Source organism: Pseudomonas rustica (assembly GCF_018336155.1).
GTDB classification, from domain to species: Bacteria; Pseudomonadota; Gammaproteobacteria; order Pseudomonadales; family Pseudomonadaceae; genus Aquipseudomonas; species Aquipseudomonas rustica.
Genome location: NZ_JAGYHF010000006.1, coordinates 369,153 through 391,762 on the forward strand (window position 1 = coordinate 369,153; position 22,610 = coordinate 391,762).

The 22,610-nt window shown below is 59.7% G+C and carries 21 protein-coding genes; 5 read left to right on the forward strand and 16 right to left on the reverse strand.

Features of this window, described 5'->3' with window-relative positions:
* Positions 1-47 precede the first annotated feature (47 nt).
* The gene (locus tag KFS80_RS14230) at positions 48-626 is read left to right on the forward strand and encodes a DUF6436 domain-containing protein (protein WP_212545116.1); all 579 of its coding nucleotides are present in this window, start codon (positions 48-50) and stop codon (positions 624-626) included.
* A gap of 102 nt (positions 627-728) precedes the next feature.
* Entirely contained in the window at positions 729-3,140 is a 2,412-nt protein-coding gene (locus KFS80_RS14235; protein ID WP_212545117.1) for a penicillin acylase family protein, read from the forward strand.
* 180 nt (positions 3,141-3,320) lie between these two features.
* On the opposite strand, the gene KFS80_RS14240 is transcribed toward KFS80_RS14235, so the two are convergent.
* The gene (locus KFS80_RS14240; RefSeq protein WP_212545118.1) at positions 3,321-4,286 is read right to left on the reverse strand and encodes a GlxA family transcriptional regulator; all 966 of its coding nucleotides are present in this window, start codon (positions 4,284-4,286) and stop codon (positions 3,321-3,323) included.
* 306 nt (positions 4,287-4,592) lie between these two features.
* On the opposite strand from KFS80_RS14240, the gene KFS80_RS14245 reads away from it, so the two are divergent.
* On the forward strand, positions 4,593-5,234 hold the full coding sequence (locus KFS80_RS14245) for an HD domain-containing protein (protein ID WP_212545119.1): 642 nt from the start codon (positions 4,593-4,595) through the stop codon (positions 5,232-5,234).
* 89 nt (positions 5,235-5,323) lie between these two features.
* On the opposite strand, the gene KFS80_RS14250 is transcribed toward KFS80_RS14245, so the two are convergent.
* From KFS80_RS14250 to KFS80_RS14285, 8 genes are all read right to left on the reverse strand, one after another.
* Positions 5,324-6,214, reverse strand: coding sequence for an ABC transporter permease subunit (locus KFS80_RS14250; RefSeq protein WP_053124828.1), 891 nt, complete (start codon positions 6,212-6,214; stop codon positions 5,324-5,326).
* Positions 6,211-7,092: an ABC transporter permease subunit gene (locus KFS80_RS14255; protein WP_212545146.1), complete on the reverse strand. Its 882-nt coding sequence runs from the start codon at positions 7,090-7,092 to the stop codon at positions 6,211-6,213. The genes KFS80_RS14250 and KFS80_RS14255 overlap by 4 nt, the downstream gene beginning before the upstream one ends.
* 35 nt (positions 7,093-7,127) lie before the next feature.
* Complete coding sequence (locus tag KFS80_RS14260; protein ID WP_008085321.1) at positions 7,128-8,270, reverse strand: ABC transporter ATP-binding protein; 1,143 nt, start codon at positions 8,268-8,270, stop codon at positions 7,128-7,130.
* Between the two features lie 66 nt (positions 8,271-8,336).
* A complete protein-coding gene (locus KFS80_RS14265) occupies positions 8,337-9,434 on the reverse strand; it encodes a polyamine ABC transporter substrate-binding protein (protein ID WP_053124832.1) in 1,098 nt (365 codons plus the stop codon).
* A gap of 186 nt (positions 9,435-9,620) precedes the next feature.
* Entirely contained in the window at positions 9,621-10,733 is a 1,113-nt protein-coding gene (locus KFS80_RS14270) for a polyamine ABC transporter substrate-binding protein (protein WP_053124834.1), read from the reverse strand.
* Between the two features lie 171 nt (positions 10,734-10,904).
* The gene (locus KFS80_RS14275) at positions 10,905-12,269 is read right to left on the reverse strand and encodes an aspartate aminotransferase family protein (protein ID WP_212545120.1); all 1,365 of its coding nucleotides are present in this window, start codon (positions 12,267-12,269) and stop codon (positions 10,905-10,907) included.
* 56 nt (positions 12,270-12,325) lie between these two features.
* The gene (locus KFS80_RS14280; RefSeq protein WP_007913846.1) at positions 12,326-13,684 is read right to left on the reverse strand and encodes a glutamine synthetase family protein; all 1,359 of its coding nucleotides are present in this window, start codon (positions 13,682-13,684) and stop codon (positions 12,326-12,328) included.
* A gap of 93 nt (positions 13,685-13,777) precedes the next feature.
* A complete protein-coding gene (locus KFS80_RS14285) occupies positions 13,778-14,134 on the reverse strand; it encodes a glutamine amidotransferase (protein ID WP_156316191.1) in 357 nt (118 codons plus the stop codon).
* 278 nt (positions 14,135-14,412) lie between these two features.
* On the opposite strand from KFS80_RS14285, the gene KFS80_RS14290 reads away from it, so the two are divergent.
* Complete coding sequence (locus tag KFS80_RS14290) at positions 14,413-15,789, forward strand: glutamine synthetase family protein (RefSeq protein WP_007913842.1); 1,377 nt, start codon at positions 14,413-14,415, stop codon at positions 15,787-15,789.
* A gap of 269 nt (positions 15,790-16,058) precedes the next feature.
* Positions 16,059-16,685: a TetR/AcrR family transcriptional regulator gene (locus tag KFS80_RS14295; RefSeq protein WP_159811925.1), complete on the forward strand. Its 627-nt coding sequence runs from the start codon at positions 16,059-16,061 to the stop codon at positions 16,683-16,685.
* Between the two features lie 160 nt (positions 16,686-16,845).
* Here the strand turns inward: KFS80_RS14295 and KFS80_RS14300 are convergent, their stop codons facing one another.
* The 7 genes from KFS80_RS14300 to KFS80_RS14330 all read right to left on the reverse strand — a co-directional run bounded on the left by KFS80_RS14300 (position 16,846) and on the right by KFS80_RS14330 (position 22,433).
* Complete coding sequence (locus KFS80_RS14300) at positions 16,846-17,061, reverse strand: TOBE domain-containing protein (RefSeq protein WP_003229256.1); 216 nt, start codon at positions 17,059-17,061, stop codon at positions 16,846-16,848.
* Between the two features lie 32 nt (positions 17,062-17,093).
* Complete coding sequence (gene ssuB, locus KFS80_RS14305; RefSeq protein ID WP_212545121.1) at positions 17,094-17,900, reverse strand: aliphatic sulfonates ABC transporter ATP-binding protein; 807 nt, start codon at positions 17,898-17,900, stop codon at positions 17,094-17,096.
* Positions 17,897-18,679 carry an aliphatic sulfonate ABC transporter permease SsuC gene (gene ssuC, locus KFS80_RS14310; protein ID WP_003229260.1) on the reverse strand — a complete coding sequence of 261 codons (783 nt, stop codon included), beginning with the start codon at positions 18,677-18,679 and terminating at the stop codon, positions 17,897-17,899. The genes ssuB and ssuC overlap by 4 nt, the downstream gene beginning before the upstream one ends.
* 8 nt (positions 18,680-18,687) lie before the next feature.
* Positions 18,688-19,836 (reverse strand): FMNH2-dependent alkanesulfonate monooxygenase, encoded by a 1,149-nt coding sequence (gene ssuD, locus KFS80_RS14315; RefSeq protein WP_008085337.1) that lies wholly within the window; start codon positions 19,834-19,836, stop codon positions 18,688-18,690.
* A gap of 25 nt (positions 19,837-19,861) precedes the next feature.
* Positions 19,862-20,827, reverse strand: a complete 966-nt coding sequence (locus KFS80_RS14320; protein ID WP_053124845.1) for a sulfonate ABC transporter substrate-binding protein — start codon at positions 20,825-20,827, stop codon at positions 19,862-19,864.
* 90 nt (positions 20,828-20,917) lie between these two features.
* Positions 20,918-21,511 (reverse strand): NADPH-dependent FMN reductase, encoded by a 594-nt coding sequence (ssuE, locus tag KFS80_RS14325; protein ID WP_008085340.1) that lies wholly within the window; start codon positions 21,509-21,511, stop codon positions 20,918-20,920.
* A gap of 283 nt (positions 21,512-21,794) precedes the next feature.
* Positions 21,795-22,433 (reverse strand): peroxiredoxin, encoded by a 639-nt coding sequence (locus KFS80_RS14330; RefSeq protein WP_159811927.1) that lies wholly within the window; start codon positions 22,431-22,433, stop codon positions 21,795-21,797.
* Between the last annotated feature and the right edge of the window lie 177 nt (positions 22,434-22,610).

Here is a 22,610-nt window from a genome sequence, read left to right on the forward strand (position 1 = left end):
TCGGGGCAAGCATGGCAAGCTAGCCCACCTCTTTGGGATCGAAAACCATGCGTTCGCCCTACCGCACCGCACTGTTTGCCAGCCTGCTCGCGCTTATTTGTGCCGGGGTGCTGTGGGCGGCGTACGACTGGTTTCAGGGTCGTTACCTGCGCGCGTTCAGCGAACACACCGCGGTGTTTTCCGGTGATCCGCTGCGCCTGCCCGCTGATCTCGCCGGGCCCGGGCCGATTCGTCTGGTGCATTTCTGGGATCCGGCCTGCCCGTGCAACGTCGGCAATCAACAGCACCTGACCGAGATGGTCGAGCAATTCAGCGCCAAGGGCGTCGAGTTCTTTGCCGTGCAAAGAGCCGGCAGCCACGGCCAGTTGCCCGCCACGCTCAGCAGCTTGAAAACCCTCACGATCTTGCCCGGCTCCGAGCAGGTGCCCGCCAGCCCGGCCGTGGCGATCTGGGATCGCAGCGGCAAACTGGCGTATTTCGGCCCGTACAGCGAAGGCCTGACCTGCAACTCCAGCAACAGTTTTATCGAACCAATCCTCAACGCGCTGACCGACGATCGCCCGGTGAATGCCACGCACACTTTGGCGGTCGGCTGTTATTGCCCGTGGCCGGTGGAAGCGCAGTAAGGCATTCCGGACTTTTCGAGGACAACACTGCACGGCACAGATGGACTGTGCTAATTGTTTGCAGCCCGACGGGCGGCAATCCCGCAAGCACAAGGAGTCACCATGAAGCGCGTGTTCACCGTACTGGCCCTGCTCATCGTTGTTCTGCTCGCCGGCGCCGGCTGGTATGTCTACAGCAAACAACCGACGCGACAGGGTCAGGTCGAACTGCGCAACCTGCAGGGTTCGGTGACCGTGCGCTACGACGAGCGCGGCGTGCCGCACATCCGCGCCGAAAATGAAACCGACCTCTACCGCGCCCTCGGTTATGTGCATGCGCAGGATCGTCTGTTCCAGATGGAAGCCATGCGCCGCCTCGCCCGTGGTGAACTGGCCGAGGTGCTCGGGCCAAAACTGCTCGACACCGACAAGCTGTTCCGCAGCCTGCGCATCCGTGAGCGCGCTGCCAGTTATGTCGCCAGCCTCGATAAACAGTCGCCGTCGTGGAAGGCCCTGCAAGCCTATCTGGATGGCATCAACCAGTATCAGGACACCCACGCCGCGCCGATCGAGTTCGACGTGCTGGGCATCCCGAAACGGCCGTTCACTGCTGAGGACAGCATCAGCGTCGCCGGTTACATGGCTTACAGCTTTGCCGCCGCGTTTCGCACCGAGCCGCTGCTGACCTATGTGCGCGATCAACTCGGCGCTGATTACCTCAACGTCTTCGATCTCGACTGGCAGCCCAAAGGCGTGCTCGCCAAAGGCCACAGCACATCGACGCCGGCTCTCGCGGCTGGCGACTGGAAAGACCTCAAAGCCCTCGCCCGTCTCAGCGAACAAGCACTGATCGACAACGGCTTGCCGCAGTTCGAAGGCAGCAACGCCTGGGTGATTGCCGGCAGCCGCAGCCAGAGCGGCAAACCGCTGCTGGCCGGAGACCCGCACATTCGTTTCTCGGTGCCGTCGGTGTGGTACGAGGCGCAATTGTCGGCGCCGGGTTTTGAGCTGTACGGCCATCATCAGGCGCTGGTGCCGTTTGCGTTTCTGGGGCACAACCTCGATTTCGGCTGGAGCCTGACCATGTTCCAGAATGACGATCTGGATCTGATCGCCGAGAAGGTCAATCCGGACAATGCCAATCAGGTCTGGTATCGCGGCCAGTGGACGGACATGGTCGTCAGCGAACAGCAGATCAATGTGAAGGGCCAATCGCCGGTGACCCTCACCCTGCGCCAATCGCCCCACGGCCCGATCGTCAACGACGCACTCGGCACCGCAGCGGGCAGGACGCCGATCGCGATGTGGTGGGCGTTCCTCGAAACACCGAATCCGATTCTCGAAGGTTTCTATCAGCTCAACCGTGCCGACACGTTGGCCAAGGCCCGCGCGGCTGCGGCGAAAGTGCAGGCGCCGGGGCTGAACCTGGTTTACGCCAACGCCAAGGGTGATATCGCCTGTTGGGCGTCGGCGTTGCTGCCCAAGCGCCCGGCCGGGGTAAGGCCGGAATTCATTCTCGACGGCAGCAGCAATCAGGCGGACAAGGACGGTTACTACCCGTTCAGCGCCAACCCGCAGGAAGAAAACCCGGCGCGCGGTTACATCGTCTCGGCCAACTTCCAGCCGCTGTCGCCGACCGGCATGGAGATTCCCGGTTACTACAACCTCGCCGATCGCGGCCAACAGCTCAATCGTCAGCTCAGCGACAAGAACATCAAGTGGACGAACGAGGCCAACCAGAAGCTGCAACTCGGCACCGCGACCGGTTACGGCCCGCGCGTGTTGGCGCCTTTGCTGCCGGTGCTGCGTGAAGTGGTGAGCGATCCAGCGCAGCTGAAACTGGTCGAGCAACTGGCGCAGTGGCCCGGTGACTATCCGCTGGATTCGGTGAGTGCGACGGTGTTTAGCCAGTTCCTCTACGACCTCGCCGATGCGGCGATGCGTGATGAATTGGGCAATGAGTTTTTCGACACGCTGTTGTCGACGCGAGTGATCGATTCGGCGCTGCCACGACTGGCGGCGAACGCTGATTCACCGTGGTGGGATAACCGCAACACGCCGGCCAAAGAGACTCGCGCTGATGTTGTGCGCACGGCGTGGGCTGCGAGCATGGCGCACCTGAAGCTGACGCTTGGCGACGATGTGGCGGCTTGGAAATGGGGCGCGGCGCATACGCTCACGCATGGCCATCCATTGGGGCAGCAGAAGCCGCTGGATCGGATTTTCAACGTCGGGCCGTTTGCGGCGCCGGGCAGTCATGAGGTGCCAAACAATCTTTCGGCGAAGATCGGCCCGGCGCCGTGGCCAGTGACGTATGGGCCGTCGACGCGGCGCTTGGTGGATTTTGCGGATCCGGCGCATGGGCTGACGATTAACCCGGTTGGGCAGAGTGGTGTGCCGTTTGATAGCCACTATGACGATCAGGCTGAGGCATATGTTGATGGGATTTATGTGCAGGCGCACTTCAGTGAGGAAGAGGTGACGGCGAATACGCATAGCACGTTGAAGCTGTTGCCGATGCGGGCGAAACCTTAAAAGCCCCTCACCCTAGCCCTCTCCCGGAGGGAGAGGGGACTGACCGAGGTGTCTTTCGCTATGCACCGACTTGAGAGATCGAGTCGATTATGGATTCGATACAGCAACATCACGTCGGCGTATCTCCCCAATATCCCCGAATCGGCCCCCTCTCCCTCTGGGAGAGGGCTGGGGTGAGGGTCAAACCATCACCGCAAAATTCAGCCGAAACTGCTGCGGCGTCACGCCCAACCTGCGGTTAAACACCCCGCGCATATGCTGCGCATCGCGAAACCCGCACTGATACGCCACCGTCTTCAGCGGCGCCGTCGTGCTCTCCAGCATCACCCGCGCCGCATCCACCCGCGCCCGCTCGACAAACTCCGCCGGCGTCACCTTCGCTTCCCGGGCAAACACCCGCGAGAAATTACGCGCGCTCATGTTCGCCGCGTTGGCCAGATCGGCAATGGTCAGATCACCCGTCAGATTGGCCAGCACATACAACTGCACCATCGCCACCGCCGACGTCGGCTCCGCATGCGGCGTGAGGAACGGGCTGAACTGCGACTGCCCGCCCGAGCGCTGAGTGAACACCACCAGCCGCTTCGCCACACTGAGCGCCACTTCAGCACCGTGATCACGCGCCAGTAAATACAGCGACAGATCAATCCCCGCCGTCACCCCGGCCGAGGTGTAGAGCGTGCGGTCCTCGACGTACAAACGATCCGCGTCAACCTGCGTCGATGGACACAACTGCACCAAAGCCTCGGCATCGTTCCAGTGCGTGGTCACCGTGCGCCCTTCCAGCAACCCGGCGCGCGCGAGCATGAAGGCGCCGTTGCAGATCGAGCCGAAACGCTGAGCGCGGGCGCAGGCCTCACGCAGCCAGGTGTCGAACGTCGCACCGAAATCCATGAACGGCAGTTGCGGCCCGCCGGCGACCAGCAGCAGGTCGTAGGCGTCCAGCGCTTCGCTGAAATGGCGATGGGCGTTGAGGATCAAGCCGTTGGAACAGGCCATCGGTGTTTTTTCCAGGCCGATCACTTCCAGCCGATAGTGATCTTCCGGCGCGAGGAAGCGGTTGGCCTCGGCGAACACATCCATGGGGCCGGTGACGTCGAGTGACTGCACACCTGCGAACACCACGATGGCGACGGTTTTGTTCATGTTTTTGAAGTCCCCTGTAACCCTGTGGCGAGGGGATTTATCCCCGTTGGGTTGCGAAGCAGCCCCAAGACCATACACCTCGTTGTGTCAGGCAGTCTTCATGGCTGGATTTACGACTGCTGCGCAGCCGAACGGGGATAAATCCCCTCGCCACAATGGATCGCATTCCGACCTGTGACGGGCAGTTGGCACGATTTGCAGGTGGATTGGCAAGGATCGCAGCCATGCGCCGATTGTTCGCTTGCAGCGTCGGGAACAGACTTTCCCCATCAGCGCCACGACGGCGCTTTCAGAAAGGAAAGCACCATGAGCACGACCATCGCCGGCATCAAAATCCCCGACAGCGCCCTCGCCCGCGCCACCACCGAGTACATCCGCGACATCGAATCCGATCTGCTTTACCACCACTCACGCCGGGTATTTCTGTTCGGCGCGCTGAGCGGTGAACGCCAGCAACTGGCCTATGATCCAGAGCTGCTCTATGTCGGCGCGATGTTCCACGACCTCGCTCTGGTCGAAGGTCATCGCAGCGCTGACGAGCGTTTTGAAGTGGACGGCGCCAACGCGGCGGCGGCGTTTCTCAAGCCGTACGGTTTGAGCGATGACGACATCGAACAAGTCTGGTTATCGATTGCCCTGCACACCACGCCGGGCGTGCCGAAACACTTGCGCCCGACCGTGGCGCTGGTGACGGCGGGTGTCGAGATGGACGTGCTGGGCATGGATTACGCGGCGTTCAGCACCGTACAGCGCGAAGCGGTGGTGCATGCGCATCCACGTGGGGAAGGTTTCAAGGAATGCATCATCTGCGCGTTCGCCGACGGCTTGCGCCATCGTCCGCAGACCACGTTTGGCAACGTGAAGACCGATGTGCTGAAGGATCAGGTGCCGGGGTTCAAACCGATGAACTTCGTCGAAGTCATCCGCAATTCCCCTTGGGTGAACTGAGGGCAAAATCAAAAGATCGCAGCCTGCGGCAGCTCCTACATTGGAATGTGTTCCCTGTAGGAGCTGCCGCAGGCTGCGATCTTTTGCTGTTAGGCCGCTTCCGGCGCAGGCGCGCGGCGGACGTCCGGTTGCTTCCACGAATCGGCAGCGCTTTCTTCGATGGCTTGCTGGATGGCTTTCTTGCGCGCTTCTTCGGCACGGCGGCTGAAGAACCAGACGAGGAACGTCACGATCGACACCGCCAGCAGAATCAGACTCGCCACGGCGTTGATCTCAGGCTTCACGCCCAGACGCACCGCCGAGAACACTTCCATCGGCAACGTCGTCGAACCCGGGCCGGAAACGAAGCTCGCCAATACCAGATCGTCCAGCGACAGGGCGAAGGACATCATGCCGCCCGCCGCCAGCGATGGCGCGATCATCGGGATGGTGATCAGGAAGAACACCTTCCACGGCCGCGCGCCAAGGTCCATCGCCGCTTCTTCGATCGACAGATCGAGCTCACGCAGACGCGCCGACACCACCACCGCTACATACGCCGCACAGAATGTGGTGTGCGCGATCCAGATGGTGACGATGCCGCGTTCCTGCGGCCAGCCGATCATCTGCGCCATGGCCACAAACAGCAGCAACAGCGACAGACCGGTGATCACTTCGGGCATGACCAACGGCGCGGTCACCAGGCCGCCGAACAGCGTGCGCCCCTTGAAGTGAGTGATACGGGTCAGCACGAATGCCGCCAGCGTACCCAGCGCCACCGCAGCAACCGCGGTGTAGCAGGCGATTTCCAGCGAGCGCACCACCGAGCCCATCAGTTGGGTGTTGTCGAGCAGGCCGACGTACCACTTGATCGACCAGCCGCCCCACACCGTCACCAGTTTCGAGGCGTTGAACGAGTAGATCACGAGGATCAGCATCGGCAAGTAGATGAACAACAAACCCAGTACCAGCATCAGGCTGGAGAAACGGATGCGCTTCATTCTTTACCCTCCATTTCCTTGGCCTGACTGCGGTTGAACAGAATGATCGGCACAATCAGGATCGCCAGCATCACCACCGCCAGCGCGGACGCCACGGGCCAGTCACGGTTGTTGAAGAACTCTTGCCAGAGCACTTTACCGATCATCAGGGTTTCCGGACCACCGAGCAGTTCCGGGATCACGAACTCGCCCACCACCGGGATGAACACCAGCATGCAGCCGGCAATAATCCCGTTCTTGGACAGCGGAATGGTGATTTTCCAGAAGCTGTTGAAGGTGCTCGAACCGAGGTCGGACGCGGCTTCCAGCAGGCTGTGATCGTGCTTCACCAGGTTGGCGTACAGCGGCAGGATCATGAACGGCAGGTACGAATAGACAACACCGATGTACACCGCGAGGTTGGTGTTGAGGATCTGCAGCGGCTCGTCGATAAAGCCCATGTTCATCAGGAAACCATTGAGCAGGCCGTTGTTGCTGAGGATGCCCATCCACGCGTAAACGCGGATCAGGATCGCCGTCCAGGTCGGCATCATGATCAGCAGCACCAGCACCGTTTGCATCTCTTTACGGGCGGTGGCGATGGCATAGGCCATCGGGTAGCCGATCAACAGGCAGAGGACGGTGCTGATCAGCGCCATCTTCAACGAGCCGAGGTAGGCGGCGATGTACAACTCGTCGCCCGCCAGCATCGCGTAGTTGCCCAGGTTCAGCAGCAGTTGCAGCTTCTGCTCAACGAAGGTGTAGATCTCGGTGTACGGCGGAATCGCCACATCGGCTTCGGCGAAGCTGATCTTCAAAACGATGAAGAACGGCAACATGAAGAACAGGAACAGCCAGATGAACGGGACCCCGATGACCAGTTGCCGGCCACTGGGGATTATTCGGTTGATGCGGCGTTTGAATTTGCGCATGTTCATGAGCGAAGTACCACGCCGCTGTCGTCTTCCCAGTACACGTAAACCTGATCACCCCAGGTCGGACGTGCGCCACGGCGTTCGGCGTTGGCCACGAACGACTGCACCAGTTTGCCGCTCGGCAACTCGACGTAGAACACCGAGTGACCACCCAGATAGGCGATGTCGTGCACCTTGCCGCTCGACCAGTTGTACTCGCAGGTCGGTTGATCAGCGGTGACCAGCAGCTTCTCCGGACGAATCGCGTAAGTCACCGATTTGTCCTGCACCGAGGTGCTGATGCCGTGGCCGACGTAGATCTGCCGATCGAGGTCTTTGCAGGTGATGGTCGCGTGGCCTTCGGCGTCGTCGATCACTTCGCCTTCGAAGATGTTGACGTTACCGATGAATTCGCAGACCAGACGGCTGGTCGGGGTTTCGTAGATATCGATCGGGCTGCCGATCTGAGCGATCCAGCCCAAGTGCATGATCGCGATGCGCTCGGCCATGGTCATGGCCTCTTCCTGGTCGTGCGTCACCATCACGCACGTCACACCGACGCGCTCGATGATCTCGACCAGTTCCAGCTGCATTTGCGAACGCAGTTTCTTGTCGAGTGCGCCCATTGGTTCGTCGAGCAACAGCAGCTTCGGCCGTTTGGCCAGCGAACGCGCCAGTGCCACACGCTGACGCTGACCGCCGGACAGTTGATGCGGCTTGCGCTTGGCGTACTGGCTCATCTGCACGAGCTTGAGCATTTCAGCCACGCGGGCGTCGACTTCAGCCGCCGGAATCTTGTCCTGCTTGAGGCCGAAGGCAATGTTCTGCGCCACGGTCATGTGCGGGAACAAGGCGTACGACTGGAACATCATGTTGATCGGACGTTCGTACGGCGGCATGTCGGTGATGTCGACGCCGTCGAGGAAAATGCGCCCCTCCGTGGGCCGTTCGAACCCTGCCAGCATCCGCAGCAGAGTGGATTTGCCCGATCCCGATCCGCCGAGCAGAGCGAAGATTTCGCCCTTTTTGATTTCCAGGGACACATCGTCCACGGCAATCGTCTCGTCGAACTTCTTCGTGACCCGGTCGATTTTGACCAACACCTGTTTCGGTGTCTGGTCGCCCTCGAGGGCTTTCTTATAGGCGCCGGAGGCAACTGCCATTTACGAAACTCCCAGATAAAAACAATGCAGTCCGCCCCGCAAGGCGAACCCAGGATAGTGTGTGCCTTACATCCCCGACTTGACCTTGGTCCAGCTGCGGGTCATCAGGCGCTGAATGTTCGGTGGCAACTCGGTCGACACGTAGGCCTTGTCGATAACGGCCTGCGGTGGGTACACCGACTCATCGGTACGGATGGACTGTTCCATCAGTTTGTCCGAACCCGGATTAGGGTTGGCGTAACCGACGTAATCACTGACCTGGGCAATTACCTCAGGTTTCAGCAAATAGTTGATGAAGGCATGAGCCTCCTTCACGTTCGACGAATCCTTCGGAATCGCCAGCATGTCGAACCACAGCGCGCCGCCCTCTTTCGGCACCGAGTAGGCGATGTTCACACCTTTCTTGGCTTCGGCTGCGCGGTTCTTCGCCTGGAAAATATCGCCGGAGAAACCGATGGCCACGCAGATGTCGCCGTTGGCCAGGTCACCGATGTATTTCGAGGAGTGGAAGTAGGTCACGTAAGGACGCACCGCGAGCAGCTTGGCGGTGGCTTTTTCGTAGTCCTTGGGATTGGTGCTGTTGGCGTTCAGGCCCATGTAGTTGAGCACGGTCGGCATCATTTCATCCGCCGAATCGAGGAACGCTACGCCGCAGCTTTGCAGCTTCTTGATGTTCTCTGGTTCGAACAAAACGCCCCAGGAATCGATCTTGTCGACACCCAGCACAGCCTTCACTTTATCGACGTTGTAACCGATGCCGTTGGTGCCCCACAGGTACGGCACGGCGTACAAGTTGCCCGGATCGTTCTGCTCCAGACGCTTGAGCAGCGCCGGGTCGAGATTCGAATAATTCGGCAGCTGCGAGCGGTCGAGCTTCTGGAACGCGCCTGCCTTGATCTGCTTGCCGAGGAAGTGGTTCGACGGCACGACCACGTCGTAACCGGTGCGCCCGGCCAGCAGTTTGCCTTCCAGGGTTTCGTTGGAATCGAACACGTCGTAAACCGGTTTGATCCCGGTGGCTTTCTGGAAGTCAGCCAGGGTCGTCTCGCCGATGTAGTCCGACCAGTTATAAATATGCACCGTACCGGCGGCCTGGGCACCGACAGCAATCGTCAGGCCGGCAGTGGCCAGCAGGGCATTGCGCAAAGAAGAAAAAATAGGCAAGTGGAGGTCCTCTAAATTAGTTGGGCCCAAGTTGCCCCGCGCTGCATGACAGCCATGGCTGCCCGGCAACAAAACCGGCGCGCAACTTACCCTCGAAAAACCGTTCCAGCAAAACTTTTGTCATTTAATTGATCCGCTGGCCGCCATCGCGAGGGCGACGGCCGGCGGTTATTGCTTCAAACCGGCTTATTTACCGGATTTGATCTTGGTCCAGCTGCGGGTCATGATCCGCTGAGTTGCGGCCGGCAAGTCGGCGATCGCGTACAGCTTGGCCAGTACGTCAGCCGGTGGGTAAACGCCCGGGTCGCTGGTGATGTCTTTATCGACCAGTGGCGTTGCAGCGGCGTTACCGTTCGGGAAGCGCACGGCGTTGGTGATTTCAGCCATGATTTCCGGCTTCTGCAGGAAGGTCATGAACTTGTAGGCGCCTTCGACGTTTTCGGCATCTTTAGGGATGGCGACCATGTCGTAGAAGCTGCCCGCACCTTCTTTCGGAATGTTGTAGCTGACTTTCACCTTGTCACCGGCTTCAGCCGCGCGGGACTTGGCCTGGTAGATGTCACCCGAGTAACCGACGGCTACGCAGATGTTGCCGTTGGCCAGGTCGGAGATGTACTTGGAAGAGTGGAAGTAGGCGATCGAAGGACGCACCTTCATGATCAGCGCTTCAGCCTTGTCGATGTCTTCTTTCTTCTGGCTGTCGGTTGGCAGGCCCAGGTAGTGCAACGCCACCGGAATCATCTCGGTTGGCGAGTCGAGCAGGCTGATGCCGCAGGATTTCAGCTTGGCCGCGTTTTCCGGCTTGAAGATCAGATCCCACGAATCGACAGGTGCGTCGGCACCCAGTGCAGCCTTGACCTTCTCGGCGTTGAAGCCGATGCCGATCGAGCCCCACATGTACGGGAAAGCGTGCTCGTTGCCCGGGTCGCTGACCGACACGGCTTTGAGCAAATCGGTGTTGAGGTTTTTCCAGTTAGGCAGCTTGGACTTGTCCAGCGTCTGGTAAACACCGGCCTTGATCTGCTTGGCGAGGAAGTTGTTCGACGGTACGACGATGTCGTAGCCAGACTTGCCTGCGAGCAGTTTGGCTTCGAGGGTTTCGTTGCTGTCGAAGACGTCGTAAACGACTTTGATGCCCGACTCGTCTTCAAACTTCTTGATGGTGTCCGGAGCGATGTAGTCCGACCAGTTGTAGACGTGCAACACCTTGTCGTCCGCCTGAGCCGCAGCCGCCATGATTCCCATCAGGGACATGGCGAGCAGAGTCTTGCCAGCGAGCTTTTTGCCTAATGCCTTCATGCGTAATGCTCCAAATTTTCTTTTTTTGAACCACTTTGTTCAGCGGCCGAACCCGGACAACTGGAACCGCGGCTAGTCTGGCAAGATCCGAGGCGGTCTTTCAAGAAAAGACCAGCCTTTCTGACAGCTTTGAGCGAGAGCGCCGCGGCTCCCCCGCTCAGAGCCTAGCACTTAGCCCTGCAACGCACTGAGGGTCAGATCCAGGCACTTGCGTGCCTTTGTAACCAGTTCATCGATCTCCGCTTTGCTGATCACCAGCGGCGGCGCGATGATCATGGTGTCGCCGACCGCGCGCATGATCAGGCCGTTATCAAAGCAGAACTGACGGCAGATCATGCCGACGCCCTTGCCTTCGTAACGCTTGCGAGTGGCCTTGTCCTGCACCAGCTCGATGGCCCCCAACAGACCGACGCCGCGAACTTCACCCACCAACGGATGATCATTCAGTTCCCGCAGACGTTTCTGCAAATACGGTGCCGTTTCGTTGTGCGCGTTCTCGATAATTTTTTCGTCGCGCAGAATGCGGATGTTTTCCAGACCCACCGCTGCCGCCACCGGGTGACCGGAGTAGGTGAAGCCGTGGTTGAAATCGCCACCTTCGTTAAGCACTGCCACCACGGTGTCGCGCACGATCAGGCCACCCATCGGGATGTAGCCGGAAGTCAGGCCTTTGGCGATGGTCATCATGTCAGGCTTGAGGTCGTAGAAATCGCTACCGAACCACTCACCGGTACGGCCGAAACCGCAGATCACTTCGTCCGCCACGAACAGGATGTCGTACTTGGCGAGAATTTCCTTGATGCGCGGCCAGTAGGTGTCTGGCGGAATGATCACGCCGCCGGCGCCCTGAATCGGCTCGGCAATAAAGGCACCGACATTGTCCACGCCGACTTCGAGAATCTTTTCTTCCAGCTGATTGGCCGCCCAGATACCGAACTCTTCCGGGGACATGTCGCCACCTTCAGCGAACCAGTACGGCTGCGCGATGTGGACGATGCCCGGGATCGGCAAGTCGCCTTGTTCGTGCATATAGGTCATGCCACCGAGGCTCGCGCCGGCCACGGTCGAACCGTGATAACCGTTCTTGCGGCTGATGATGACTTTCTTGTTTGGCTGGCCTTTGATTGCCCAGTAGTGACGAACCATACGCAGCATGGTGTCGTTGCCTTCGGAGCCGGAGCCGGTAAAGAACACATGGTTCATGCCTTCTGGCGCCACGTCGGCGATCGACTTGGCCAGTTCCAGTGCCGGCGGGTGCGCGGTCTGGAAGAACAGGTTGTAGTACGGCAGTTCACGCATTTGTTTGGCGGCGGCGTCGGCCAGTTCCTCACGACCGTAACCGATGGCCACGCACCACAGACCGGCCATGCCGTCGAGGATCTTGTTGCCCTCACTGTCCCACAGGTACACGCCCTTGGCGCTGGTAATGATCCGCGGACCTTTCTCTTTCAGCTGCTTGAAGTCGCTGAACGGCGCCAGGTGGTGATCATTGCTGAGTGCTTGCCACTCGCGGGTTTGCGGGTTGTTGCTGGTCATGCCAATTCTCCTTGTTATCGGTGAAGGCGCGGCGTCTGCACGCCGCGCCCGGCGTATCAGACGGCGAAGAGCAGGTACTCGCGCTCCCACGAACTGATCACGCGCTTGAAGTTTTCATGCTCGGCCCGCTTGACCGCGACGTAGCCAGTGATGAAAGTTTTGCCCAGGTACTTCTCGATGGTTGCACTGTTTTCCATACGCTCCAGTGCATCCTCGATGGTCAGCGGCAGGCGTAAGTTACGGCGTTCATAACCGCGTCCGACCACTGGCGCACTCGGGTTGAGGCCTTCGACCATGCCGATGTAACCGCAGAGCAGGCTCGCGGCAATCGCCAGGTACGGGTTGGCGTCGGCGCCCGGCAGACGGTTTTCCACGCGACGGTTCTGCGGGCCGGCATCCGGTACGCGCAGACCCACGGTGCGGTTTTCTTCGCCCCATTCCACGTTCACCGGTGCCGAGGTGTCCGGCAGGAAGCGGCGAAACGAGTTGACGTTCGGCGCGAACAGCGGCAACAGCTCAGGAATCAGTTTCTGCAAACCACCGATGTGGTGCAGGAACAGCTGGCTCATGGTGCCGTCTTCATTAGAGAAGACGTTTTTGCCGGTTTCGATGTCGATGATGCTCTGGTGCAAGTGCATCGCACTGCCCGGCTCGCCCGTCATCGGTTTGGCCATAAAGGTCGCAGCCACATCGTGCTTCAGCGCGGCTTCGCGCATGGTGCGTTTGAACACCAGAATCTGGTCGGCCAGCGACAGTGCGTCGCCGTGACGGAAGTTGATTTCCATCTGCGCCGTGCCGTCTTCGTGGATCAGCGTGTCGAGATCCAGCTCCTGCAGTTCGCACCAGTCGTAGACGTCTTCGAACAGCGGGTCGAATTCGTTCGCCGCTTCAATGGAGAATGACTGACGACCGATTTCCGGACGGCCCGAGCGACCGATTGGCGGCTGCAATGGATAGTCAGGGTCGTCGCTGCGCTTGGTCAGGTAGAACTCCATCTCCGGCGCGACGATTGGCTGCCAGCCTTTGTCGGCATAGAGTTTGAGAACTTTCTTGAGGACGTTGCGCGGCGACAGCTCGATCGGGTTGCCTTGCTTGTCGTAGGTGTCGTGGATCACCTGCGCGGTCGGCTCGATGGCCCACGGCACCATGTACACGGCGTTCTGGTCGGGGCGGCAGATCATGTCGATGTCGGCCGGGTCGAGCAGTTCGTAATAGATGTCGTCTTCGACGTAATCGCCGGTCACCGTCTGCAACAGAACGCTTTCTGGCAGGCGCATGCCTTTTTCGGCGATGAACTTGTTGGTCGGCGAAATCTTGCCACGGGTGATCCCGGTCAAGTCGGCGATCATGCATTCGACTTCTGTGATCTTGTGGTCTTTCAACCAATCGGTGAGCTGGTCGAGGTTGTTACTCATAAATGCCTCTGGGCTGAGTCTCCTGACGCTATGTCAGGCAAAGTTTGACGCCGGGGCGTCGCGATAAAGGGCTTGCTTGTGCGCAGTGCGGGCTTACGCCAGGCACCGCGCATAGACAATGAAAGAGGAGCTTACCTGCCCTTTACGCTGGCGTTGCATTTCCTGTGCACAGTTCAGGCGTGCAGAATCGTGAGCACGGCTTGGCAGCCGGCACAGGCTTTGAGAGTAAAAGAGATCTATATTGGAAGGGGACGCCATAAACAGAGTGCCTTGTCGTACGTCCAGAATATCGGACGCTGCCGTTTTGCCTGCTGCTGACGAGAACCTCGTCGACAGGCTGCGCGCCTTATTGGCGGAGCGTTGGACGGATTTGTCGCCACTGATGTGATAAGCATGCAGACCGGACTGTTGCGAGCAGTCGGTGATGCCGATTAACGGCAGGCGAGACATGAAGCACCCCGGTATTATTGCTGTTATGGGTTTGATCCGAGCTTAGCCTTGTTCATTTTTTTACACAACACCCCCGTAAAAAATACAACACGGCCTGCTCAAGCCCGCGGGTGGCAAGCGTCCCGGCGTCTCAAAAACGCCCCAAAGTGCCCCATAAATGCCCTTGCAGCGCTTTTTTAGGGCAAAAAAGGCCTCGCTTGACTTCGGCAGGCCGTTCGGGTTGACTGAAACCAGAAAAGATCAATGATTGATATTTTTAACAACAAAGGTGTTGCATCATGTCGGTACCCCCGCGTGCCGTTCAGCTTAACGAAGCGAACGCGTTCCTTAAGGAACATCCTGAGGTTCTGTACGTTGACCTTCTGATTGCGGATATGAATGGTGTGGTGCGCGGCAAGCGCATTGAACGCACCAGTCTCCACAAGGTTTACGAGAAAGGCATCAACCTGCCGGCCTCTCTATTTGCTCTGGACATCAACGGCTCCACGGTGGAAAGCACCGGCCTGGGTCTGGACATCGGCGACGCCGATCGAATCTGCTATCCAATCCCCGATACTCTGTGCAACGAGCCATGGCAGAAGCGCCCAACCGCGCAACTGTTGATGACCATGCACGAACTCGAAGGCGACCCTTTCTTCGCCGATCCGCGCGAAGTGCTCCGTCAAGTTGTTGCAAAGTTTGACGAGCTGGGTCTGACCATCTGCGCCGCATTCGAACTCGAGTTCTACCTGATCGACCAGGAGAACGTGAACGGCCGTCCACAGCCGCCACGCTCGCCGATCTCCGGTAAACGCCCGCACTCGACTCAGGTCTACCTGATCGACGACCTCGACGAATACGTCGACTGCCTCCAGGACATTCTGGAAGGCGCGAAAGAGCAAGGCATCCCGGCCGACGCCATCGTCAAGGAAAGTGCCCCGGCGCAGTTCGAAGTGAACCTGCACCACGTCGCCGATCCGATCAAGGCCTGCGACTACGCGGTACTGCTCAAGCGTCTGATCAAGAACATCGCTTACGACCATGAAATGGACACCACCTTCATGGCCAAGCCGTACCCGGGCCAGGCGGGTAATGGTCTGCACGTCCACATTTCGATTCTGGATAAAGAAGGCAAAAACATTTTTGCCAGCGAGGATCCCGAGCAGAACGCCGCGCTGCGTCACGCGATCGGCGGTGTGCTCGAGACCCTGCCCGCGCAGATGGCTTTCCTCTGCCCGAACGTCAACTCCTACCGTCGTTTCGGCGCACAGTTCTACGTGCCGAACTCGCCGTGCTGGGGCCTGGACAACCGCACCGTGGCGATTCGCGTACCGACCGGCTCGTCCGATGCCGTACGCATCGAACACCGCGTTGCCGGCGCAGACGCCAACCCGTACCTGCTGATGGCTTCGGTACTGGCCGGCGTGCACCACGGTCTGACCAACAAGATCGAGCCGGGCGCGCCTGTCGAAGGCAACAGCTACGAGCAGAACGAACAAAGCCTGCCGAACAACTTGCGCGATGCCTTGCGCGAGCTGGACGACAGCGAGGTGATGGCCAAGTACATCGATCCGAAGTACATCGATATCTTCGTCGCCTGCAAGGAAAGCGAGCTGGAGGAGTTCGAACACTCCATCTCCGACCTTGAGTACAACTGGTATCTGCATACCGTTTAAGCGGTTGTAGCACCAAAAAGAACGCCGTCGGCTGATTCAGCCAACGGCGTTTTTTTATGGCCGAATACAAACCTGTGGCGAGGGGATTTATCCCCGATCGGCTGCGCAGCAGTCGTAAAACCTGAGAGCCGGATACTCCTGACACACCGAGTGGGATGGCTTTGGGGCTGCTTCGCAACCCATCGGGGATAAATCCCCTCGCCACAGGGTACTGGCAGACAACACGGAACCCGGCTCGTACAATGCCCGCTGCCCCGCAGGAGACTTTCATGACGCGTCCCGCCCCCGTTCGCAAACCCCGTGCCCGCAGTCAGGCGCGCATCGATTCGATACTCGACGCCGCGCGCACGCTGCTGGCTGCCGAGGGCGTGGCGAGTCTGTCGATCTACAGCGTCGCCGAACGCGCGCAGATTCCGCCCTCCTCCGTGTACCACTTTTTCGCCAGCGTACCGGCCTTGCTCGAAGCGCTGACGGCGGATGTGCACGCGGCATTTCGCGCCTGCCTGCAAGCGCCGATCGATCACGAAGCGCTGCGCGACTGGCGCGATCTGTCGCGGTTGGTCGAGCAACGGATGCTGGAGATCTACGACGAAGACGCCGCCGCACGCCAGTTGATTCTCGCTCAGCACGGCTTGACCGAAGTGACCCAGGCTGACCGGCAGCACGACATCGAACTGGGCGACCTGATGCACAAGCTGTTCAATCATCACTTCGAGTTGCCGAGGCTGCCGGAGGATGTTGATGTGTTTGCCCTGGCGATGGAGTTGGGTGACCGGGTGTATGCGCGCTCGGTGCAGCAGCATGGGCAGATCACGCCGCGCATGGCCGAGGAAGGGATGCGCGTGTTTGATGCTTATATCGGCCTGTATTTGCCACCTTATCTGCCCAAGCGCTGAGCCATGATCGTTCCCACGCTCTGCGTGGGAATGCAGCCCGTGACGCTCCGCGTCACTGGACGCGGAGCGTCCCTAGAGGCATTCCCACGCGGAGCGTGGGTACGATCACAAAAAACCCCGAAGGGCTCACGCCGTTCGGGGTTGTTTTTTACTCACTGGCTTACAACTTGGCGATCGACACCTCGGTGGATTTCACAAAGGCGATCACTTCGCTGCCCACCACCAGTTCCAGCTCCTTGACCGAACGGGTGGTGATCACCGAAGTGACGATGCCCGAAGCGGTTTGCACGTCGATTTCCGACAGCACGTCGCCGAGGACGATTTCCTTGATCGAGCCTTTGAACTGGTTGCGCACGTTGATGGCTTTAATAGTCATGGCATTGATTCCTGTCGTTGATAAAACTTGAGTTATTGCGCCCAACGCAATTGCGTAGGCAGTGGTGAAACAGGTTCCGGCGCCGGCGGTTCGCCGGGCAGGGACAAAACTCGGTTGAGCACTTCGGTTTCCAGCGCGGCCAGTCGGTGCGAACCGCGTACCCGTGGACGCGGCAGTTCGACGTGCAGGTCAAGGCCGACTTCGCCGTCCTCGATCAGAATCACCCGGTCGGCAATCGCCACCGCTTCGCTGACGTCGTGGGTCACCAGCAACACCGTGAAGCCGTGTTGCTGCCAGAGACGTTCGATCAGTTGCTGCATTTCAATGCGGGTCAGCGCGTCCAGTGCGCCGAGCGGTTCGTCGAGCAGCAGCAGCCGTGGCTGATGGATCAGCGCCCGGGCCAGTGCGACGCGCTGCTTCTGTCCGCCAGACAAAGCTGCCGGCCACTCATTGGCGCGATCGGCCAGACCTACCGCTTCCAGCGCATCCAATGCCTGCGGACGCCAGTTGCCTTTAAGGCCGAGCCCAACGTTGTCGATGATCTTTTTCCACGGCAGCAGACGCGCTTCCTGGAACATCAATCGGGTGTCTTCCCGCGCATCGCTCAGCGGCGCAGATCCGGCGAGCAAGTCACCGCCAGTCGGTTGATCGAGGCCGGCGAGCAAGCGCAGCAAAGTACTTTTGCCGCAGCCACTGCGCCCGACCACAGCGACGAATTGCCCCGCCGGAATGTGCAGATCGATGTCACGCAGCACCTGCCGCGAACCGAAGGTTTTCTGCAGGTTGCGCACTGCCAGCGGAATCCCGCGCAGCAGGCGTGGAGGTTGTTGAGCGGTCATGCTGCACCTCCTTTGGCAACCTGATACGCCGGATGCCAGCGCAACCACACACGCTCAAGTCCACGGGCGGCGAGGTCGGCGAGTTTGCCGAGCACCGCGTAAAGCAGGATCGCCAGCACCACCACGTCGGTCTGCAAAAACTCCCGGGCATTCATTGCCAGGTAGCCGATGCCGGAGCTGGCGGAAATGGTTTCGGCGACGATCAGCGTCAGCCACATAAAGCCCAGCGCGAAGCGCACACCGACCAGAATCGAAGGCAGCGCGCCCGGCAGAATCACCTGCCAGAACAGGCTGAAACCGCTCAAGCCATAACTGCGCGCCATCTCCACCAGCGCCGGGTCGACGTTGCGAATGCCGTGATAGGTGTTGAGGTAGATCGGGAACAACGTGCCCAGCGCCACCAGAAAAATCTTCGCCGACTCGTCGATGCCGAACCACAGGATCACCAGCGGAATCAGCGCCAGGTGCGGCACGTTGCGGATCATCTGCACCGAACTGTCGAGCAGGCGTTCGCCCCATTTCGACAGGCCGGTAATGAAACCCAAGACCAGACCGATGCTGCCGCCGATGGTGAAACCCAGCGCCGCACGCCAGCCGCTGATCGCCAGATGCGTCCAGATTTCGCCGCTGCGCACCAGGCTCACGCCGGCTTCGATCACCGCCACCGGTGCCGGCAGAATCCGTGTCGACAACCAGCCCGCCGACACCGACAACTGCCACACCGCCAGCAACAACACCGGCAACGCCCAGGGCGCGAGGCTGTGGATGATTTTCTTCATGGCGCGCCTCAGCTCTGCGACGCGGCTTTGGGAAGAATGTCGTTGGCGACCATCTCGCCGAACGGGCTGACGTAACCTGCGCTTTTCGGCAGTTCCGGACGCTCGATGTCGAGGTGCGGGAACAGCAGTTCAGCGACGCGATACGACTCTTCGAGGTGTGGATAACCGGAGAAGATAAAGGTGTCGATACCCAAATCCGCGTACTCCTTCACGCGCGCGGCCACAGTCGGGCCATCGCCAACCAGCGCCGTACCGGCACCGCCGCGCACCAGACCGACGCCGGCCCACAGATTCGGGCTGACTTCGAGGTTGTCGCGGCTGCCACCGTGCAGTGCGGCCATGCGTTGCTGGCCGACCGAATCGAAACGCGCCAGCGAAGCTTGAGCGCGAGCGATGGTGTCGTCGTCCAGGTGCGAGATCAAACGATCCGCCGCTTGCCACGCTTCTGCGTTGGTTTCGCGGACGATCACGTGCAGACGAATACCGAAGCGCACAGTGCGGCCAAGCTTGGCGGCTTTAGCGCGGACTTGGGCGATCTTCTCGGCCACCGCGGCTGGCGGCTCGCCCCAGGTCAGCACCATTTCCACTTGTTCGGCGGCCAGATCCTGCGCCGCTTCCGACGAGCCACCGAAGTACAGCGGCGGACGTGGTTGCTGAATCGGCGGATAAAGCAGCTTCGCGCCTTTCACGCTGATGTGCTCGCCGTCGTAATCAACGGTTTCGCCTTCCAGCACTCGGCGCCAGATGCGGGTGAATTCCACCGAGGCTTGATAGCGTTCTTCGTGGCTGAGGAACAGACCGTCGCCGGCCAACTCTTCTGGGTCACCGCCGGTTACCAGGTTGAACAGCGCACGGCCGCCGGACAGACGATCCAGTGTCGCTGCCTGCCGCGCCGCGACCGTCGGGGAAATGATCCCGGGGCGCAGCGCAACAAGAAACTTCAGACGTTGGGTCACCGGGATCAGCGACGCCGCCACCAGCCACGAGTCTTCGCAAGAGCGGCCGGTCGGAATCAGCACGCCGCCGAAACCCAGACGATCCGCCGCTTGCGCGACCTGTTGCAGATAACCGTGGTCGACGGCGCGAGCGCCTTCGGCGGTGCCAAGGTAATGGCCGTCACCGTGGGTAGGCAGGAACCAGAAGATATTGAGGCTCATGGAGTGGTCTCCTTGGGGATTCGAATTACAGCGCTTTGGCCACAGCGGCCGGTGGTGTCCAGATCACATCCTTGATGCTCAGCGGCTTCGGAATCAGCTTGAGCTGGTAGAACGTGTCAGCGATCTTTTGCTGCGCAGCGACCACTTCCGGGGTCAGGAACAGCGCGCCGTAGCCCTGGCGTTTCACCGAGGTCAGGGTGATGTCCGCCGGCAGGCCGAGCAGTGGCGCGACTTGTTGAGTCACGTCTTCAGGGTTGGCTTTCGACCACTCGCCGACGGCGCGCACTTCCTCAACGAGGGCTTTGATCACCTCAGGATTTTTCTGTGCGTAAGGCTTGGTGGCGAGATAAAACTGGTGGTTGTCGACGATGCCTTTGCCGTCGCGCAGGGTGTGCGCTTGCAGTTGTTTTTCGGCGGCAGCCTGGTACGGATCCCAGATGACCCAGGCGTCGACGCTGCCACGTTCGAACGCGGCGCGGGCATCGGCCGGCGGCAGGAATACGGTTTGAATGTCGGTGTACTTGAGACCGGCATCTTCCAGCGCACGCACCAGCAGGTAGTGGACGTTGGAGCCTTTGTTCAGCACGACTTTCTTGCCCTTGAGATCGGCCACCGATTTAATCGGCGAGTCTTTCGGCACAAGGATCGCTTCGCTGTTGGGCGCTGGCGGTTCGTAGGCAACGTAGAGCAGATCAGCGCCAGCAGCCTGAGCGAACACCGGTGGAGTTTCGCCAGTGACGCCGAAGTCGATCGAGCCGACGTTCAGGCCTTCCAGCAGCTGCGGGCCGCCGGGGAATTCAGTCCATTGCACGTCGACGCCTTGGGCGGCCAGACGTTTTTCCAGCGTGCCTTTGGCTTTGAGCAGCACCAGCGTGCCGTACTTCTGATAACCGATCCGAAGAGTCTCGGCTTGAGCTTGAGTGATGGCGCCGAAGGTGACAGCCGCAGCAAACAGAGCGACCAGACCACGACGCAAAAATACAGTGCGCATAGCGCTCTCCTTTTTGCTGTTGGGTTTTGGCTGCACCTGCTTGGCCGTTAGCGGCTGAGTAAGGTGAAGTACATCAAATGCGGGTGAGGCTTAAATGCTCCAGCGAGCACTCAACAAACGTTCGTTCAACAGGCCCGGTTCCAGCGGTTTCGGCCGGCGGGCCATGGCGCCGACAAACTGATCGAGCGCTTCATGCAGACGCTGCTCCAGCGCCGGGGCCAGTTGCGCGGCGGCACTGCCTTCGCCGTAAGCGATCTGGCTGTCCTCGGCGAAAATCCCCTGGAGCATTTCCTGGGCTTTCAATGCCGACAGCACAGGCTTGAGGGCGTAATCGACCACCAGCATGTGGGCGATGCTGCCGCCGGTGGCCATCGGCAAGACAATCTTGTGATTCAGGGCACGCTCTGGGAGCAGATCCAGCAGCGTCTTCAACGCGCCAGAGAAAGACGCTTTGTAAACCGGTGTGGCGATCAACAGGCCGTCGGCGTTTTCAATCTGTTGCAGCAGGTCGAGCACCTTCGGGCTGTCGAAGCGGGCATGGAGCAAATCCTCGGCCGGGAAATCCCGAATCTGATAACTCACCACTTCCACGCCTTGCTGCTGCAACCAACGTTGCGAGCGCTCCAGCAGCACCCCGGAACGGGAGCGCAGGCTGGGACTGCCACCGAGTGAGACAACCAGCATTGAGACGATTCCTTAAGCGTTACAGGCGATTCGCGGGTTGCGATCTCGCTTCGATGGGAGTGACCTTACCAGCTGATTTATATATCCATAAATCATATTTATTCATTTGGTTATGCGTTTTGGAGATATGCGGATTGCTTTGTTTCGGACGAAAAAAAAGGCCGTCGAAACGGCCTGAAATCCCCTGCTTTGTGGATGCCTCGAAAAGATCGCAGCCTTCGGCAGCTCCTACAGGGAGCGGCGTACTCCTGTAGGAGCTGCCGCAGGCTGCGATCTTTTGATCTTAACGATTCGGCTGTGGCGTCAGGCGCAGATACGGCTTCACCGCCCGATAGCCCTTCGGAAAGCGCTGCTTGATCTCTTCCTCATCCTTCAACGAAGGCACGATCACCACCTCATCACCGTCCTGCCAGTTGGCCGGCGTGGCCACTTTGTAGTTGTCGGTGAGTTGCAGCGAATCGATCACCCGCAGAATCTCGTGGAAGTTGCGCCCGGTGCTCGCCGGGTAGGTGATGGTCAGGCGAATCTTTTTGTTCGGATCGATCACGAACAGCGAACGCACGGTCAACGTGTCGTTGGCGTTCGGGTGGATCAGGTCATACAAATCCGAGACCTTGCGATCGGCATCGGCCAGGATCGGAAAGTTGACGAGGGTGTTCTGGGTTTCGTTGATGTCTTCGATCCACTTGTGGTGCGAATCCACCGGGTCGACCGACAGCGCGATGGCTTTGACGCCGCGCTTGCTGAATTCATCTTTGAGTTTGGCGGTGAAGCCCAGCTCGGTGGTGCACACCGGGGTGAAGTCCGCCGGGTGGGAGAACAGCACGCCCCAGCTATTGCCCAGCCACTCGTGAAAACGAATCTTTCCGGCGCTGGAATCCTGTTCGAAGTCGGGGGCGATATCGCCGAGTCTGAGGCTCATGGTGCTGCTCCTGATGAGTTGTTGGAGACCTCAACTGTAGCTCGGGATTTGCCATCATGAAAAAGAATAAATAATCAGATATCTAGATCATAAGTGAATATTAAACATCTGTTCACTGGACGCTGAACGGCATCCCGACGAACATCGGTCGCAAGGTTCGAGAAGGCCTTGAGTTGC

Excerpts from the sequence above, each read along its gene's own strand:
- KFS80_RS14230 (WP_212545116.1), top strand. The coding sequence starts at position 48 with ATGCGTTCGCCCTACCGCACCGCACTGTTTGCCAGCCTGCTCGCGCTT.
- KFS80_RS14235 (WP_212545117.1), top strand. The coding sequence starts at position 729 with ATGAAGCGCGTGTTCACCGTACTGGCCCTGCTCATCGTTGTTCTGCTC.
- KFS80_RS14240 (WP_212545118.1), bottom strand. The coding sequence starts at position 4,286 with ATGAACAAAACCGTCGCCATCGTGGTGTTCGCAGGTGTGCAGTCACTC.
- KFS80_RS14245 (WP_212545119.1), top strand. The coding sequence starts at position 4,593 with ATGAGCACGACCATCGCCGGCATCAAAATCCCCGACAGCGCCCTCGCC.
- KFS80_RS14250 (WP_053124828.1), bottom strand. The coding sequence starts at position 6,214 with ATGAAGCGCATCCGTTTCTCCAGCCTGATGCTGGTACTGGGTTTGTTG.
- KFS80_RS14260 (WP_008085321.1), bottom strand. The coding sequence starts at position 8,270 with ATGGCAGTTGCCTCCGGCGCCTATAAGAAAGCCCTCGAGGGCGACCAG.
- KFS80_RS14270 (WP_053124834.1), bottom strand. The coding sequence starts at position 10,733 with ATGAAGGCATTAGGCAAAAAGCTCGCTGGCAAGACTCTGCTCGCCATG.
- KFS80_RS14275 (WP_212545120.1), bottom strand. The coding sequence starts at position 12,269 with ATGACCAGCAACAACCCGCAAACCCGCGAGTGGCAAGCACTCAGCAAT.
- KFS80_RS14280 (WP_007913846.1), bottom strand. The coding sequence starts at position 13,684 with ATGAGTAACAACCTCGACCAGCTCACCGATTGGTTGAAAGACCACAAG.
- KFS80_RS14285 (WP_156316191.1), bottom strand. The coding sequence starts at position 14,134 with ATGTCTCGCCTGCCGTTAATCGGCATCACCGACTGCTCGCAACAGTCC.
- KFS80_RS14290 (WP_007913842.1), top strand. The coding sequence starts at position 14,413 with ATGTCGGTACCCCCGCGTGCCGTTCAGCTTAACGAAGCGAACGCGTTC.
- KFS80_RS14295 (WP_159811925.1), top strand. The coding sequence starts at position 16,059 with ATGACGCGTCCCGCCCCCGTTCGCAAACCCCGTGCCCGCAGTCAGGCG.
- KFS80_RS14300 (WP_003229256.1), bottom strand. The coding sequence starts at position 17,061 with ATGACTATTAAAGCCATCAACGTGCGCAACCAGTTCAAAGGCTCGATC.
- ssuB (WP_212545121.1), bottom strand. The coding sequence starts at position 17,900 with ATGACCGCTCAACAACCTCCACGCCTGCTGCGCGGGATTCCGCTGGCA.
- ssuC (WP_003229260.1), bottom strand. The coding sequence starts at position 18,679 with ATGAAGAAAATCATCCACAGCCTCGCGCCCTGGGCGTTGCCGGTGTTG.
- ssuD (WP_008085337.1), bottom strand. The coding sequence starts at position 19,836 with ATGAGCCTCAATATCTTCTGGTTCCTGCCTACCCACGGTGACGGCCAT.
- KFS80_RS14320 (WP_053124845.1), bottom strand. The coding sequence starts at position 20,827 with ATGCGCACTGTATTTTTGCGTCGTGGTCTGGTCGCTCTGTTTGCTGCG.
- ssuE (WP_008085340.1), bottom strand. The coding sequence starts at position 21,511 with ATGCTGGTTGTCTCACTCGGTGGCAGTCCCAGCCTGCGCTCCCGTTCC.
- KFS80_RS14330 (WP_159811927.1), bottom strand. The coding sequence starts at position 22,433 with ATGAGCCTCAGACTCGGCGATATCGCCCCCGACTTCGAACAGGATTCC.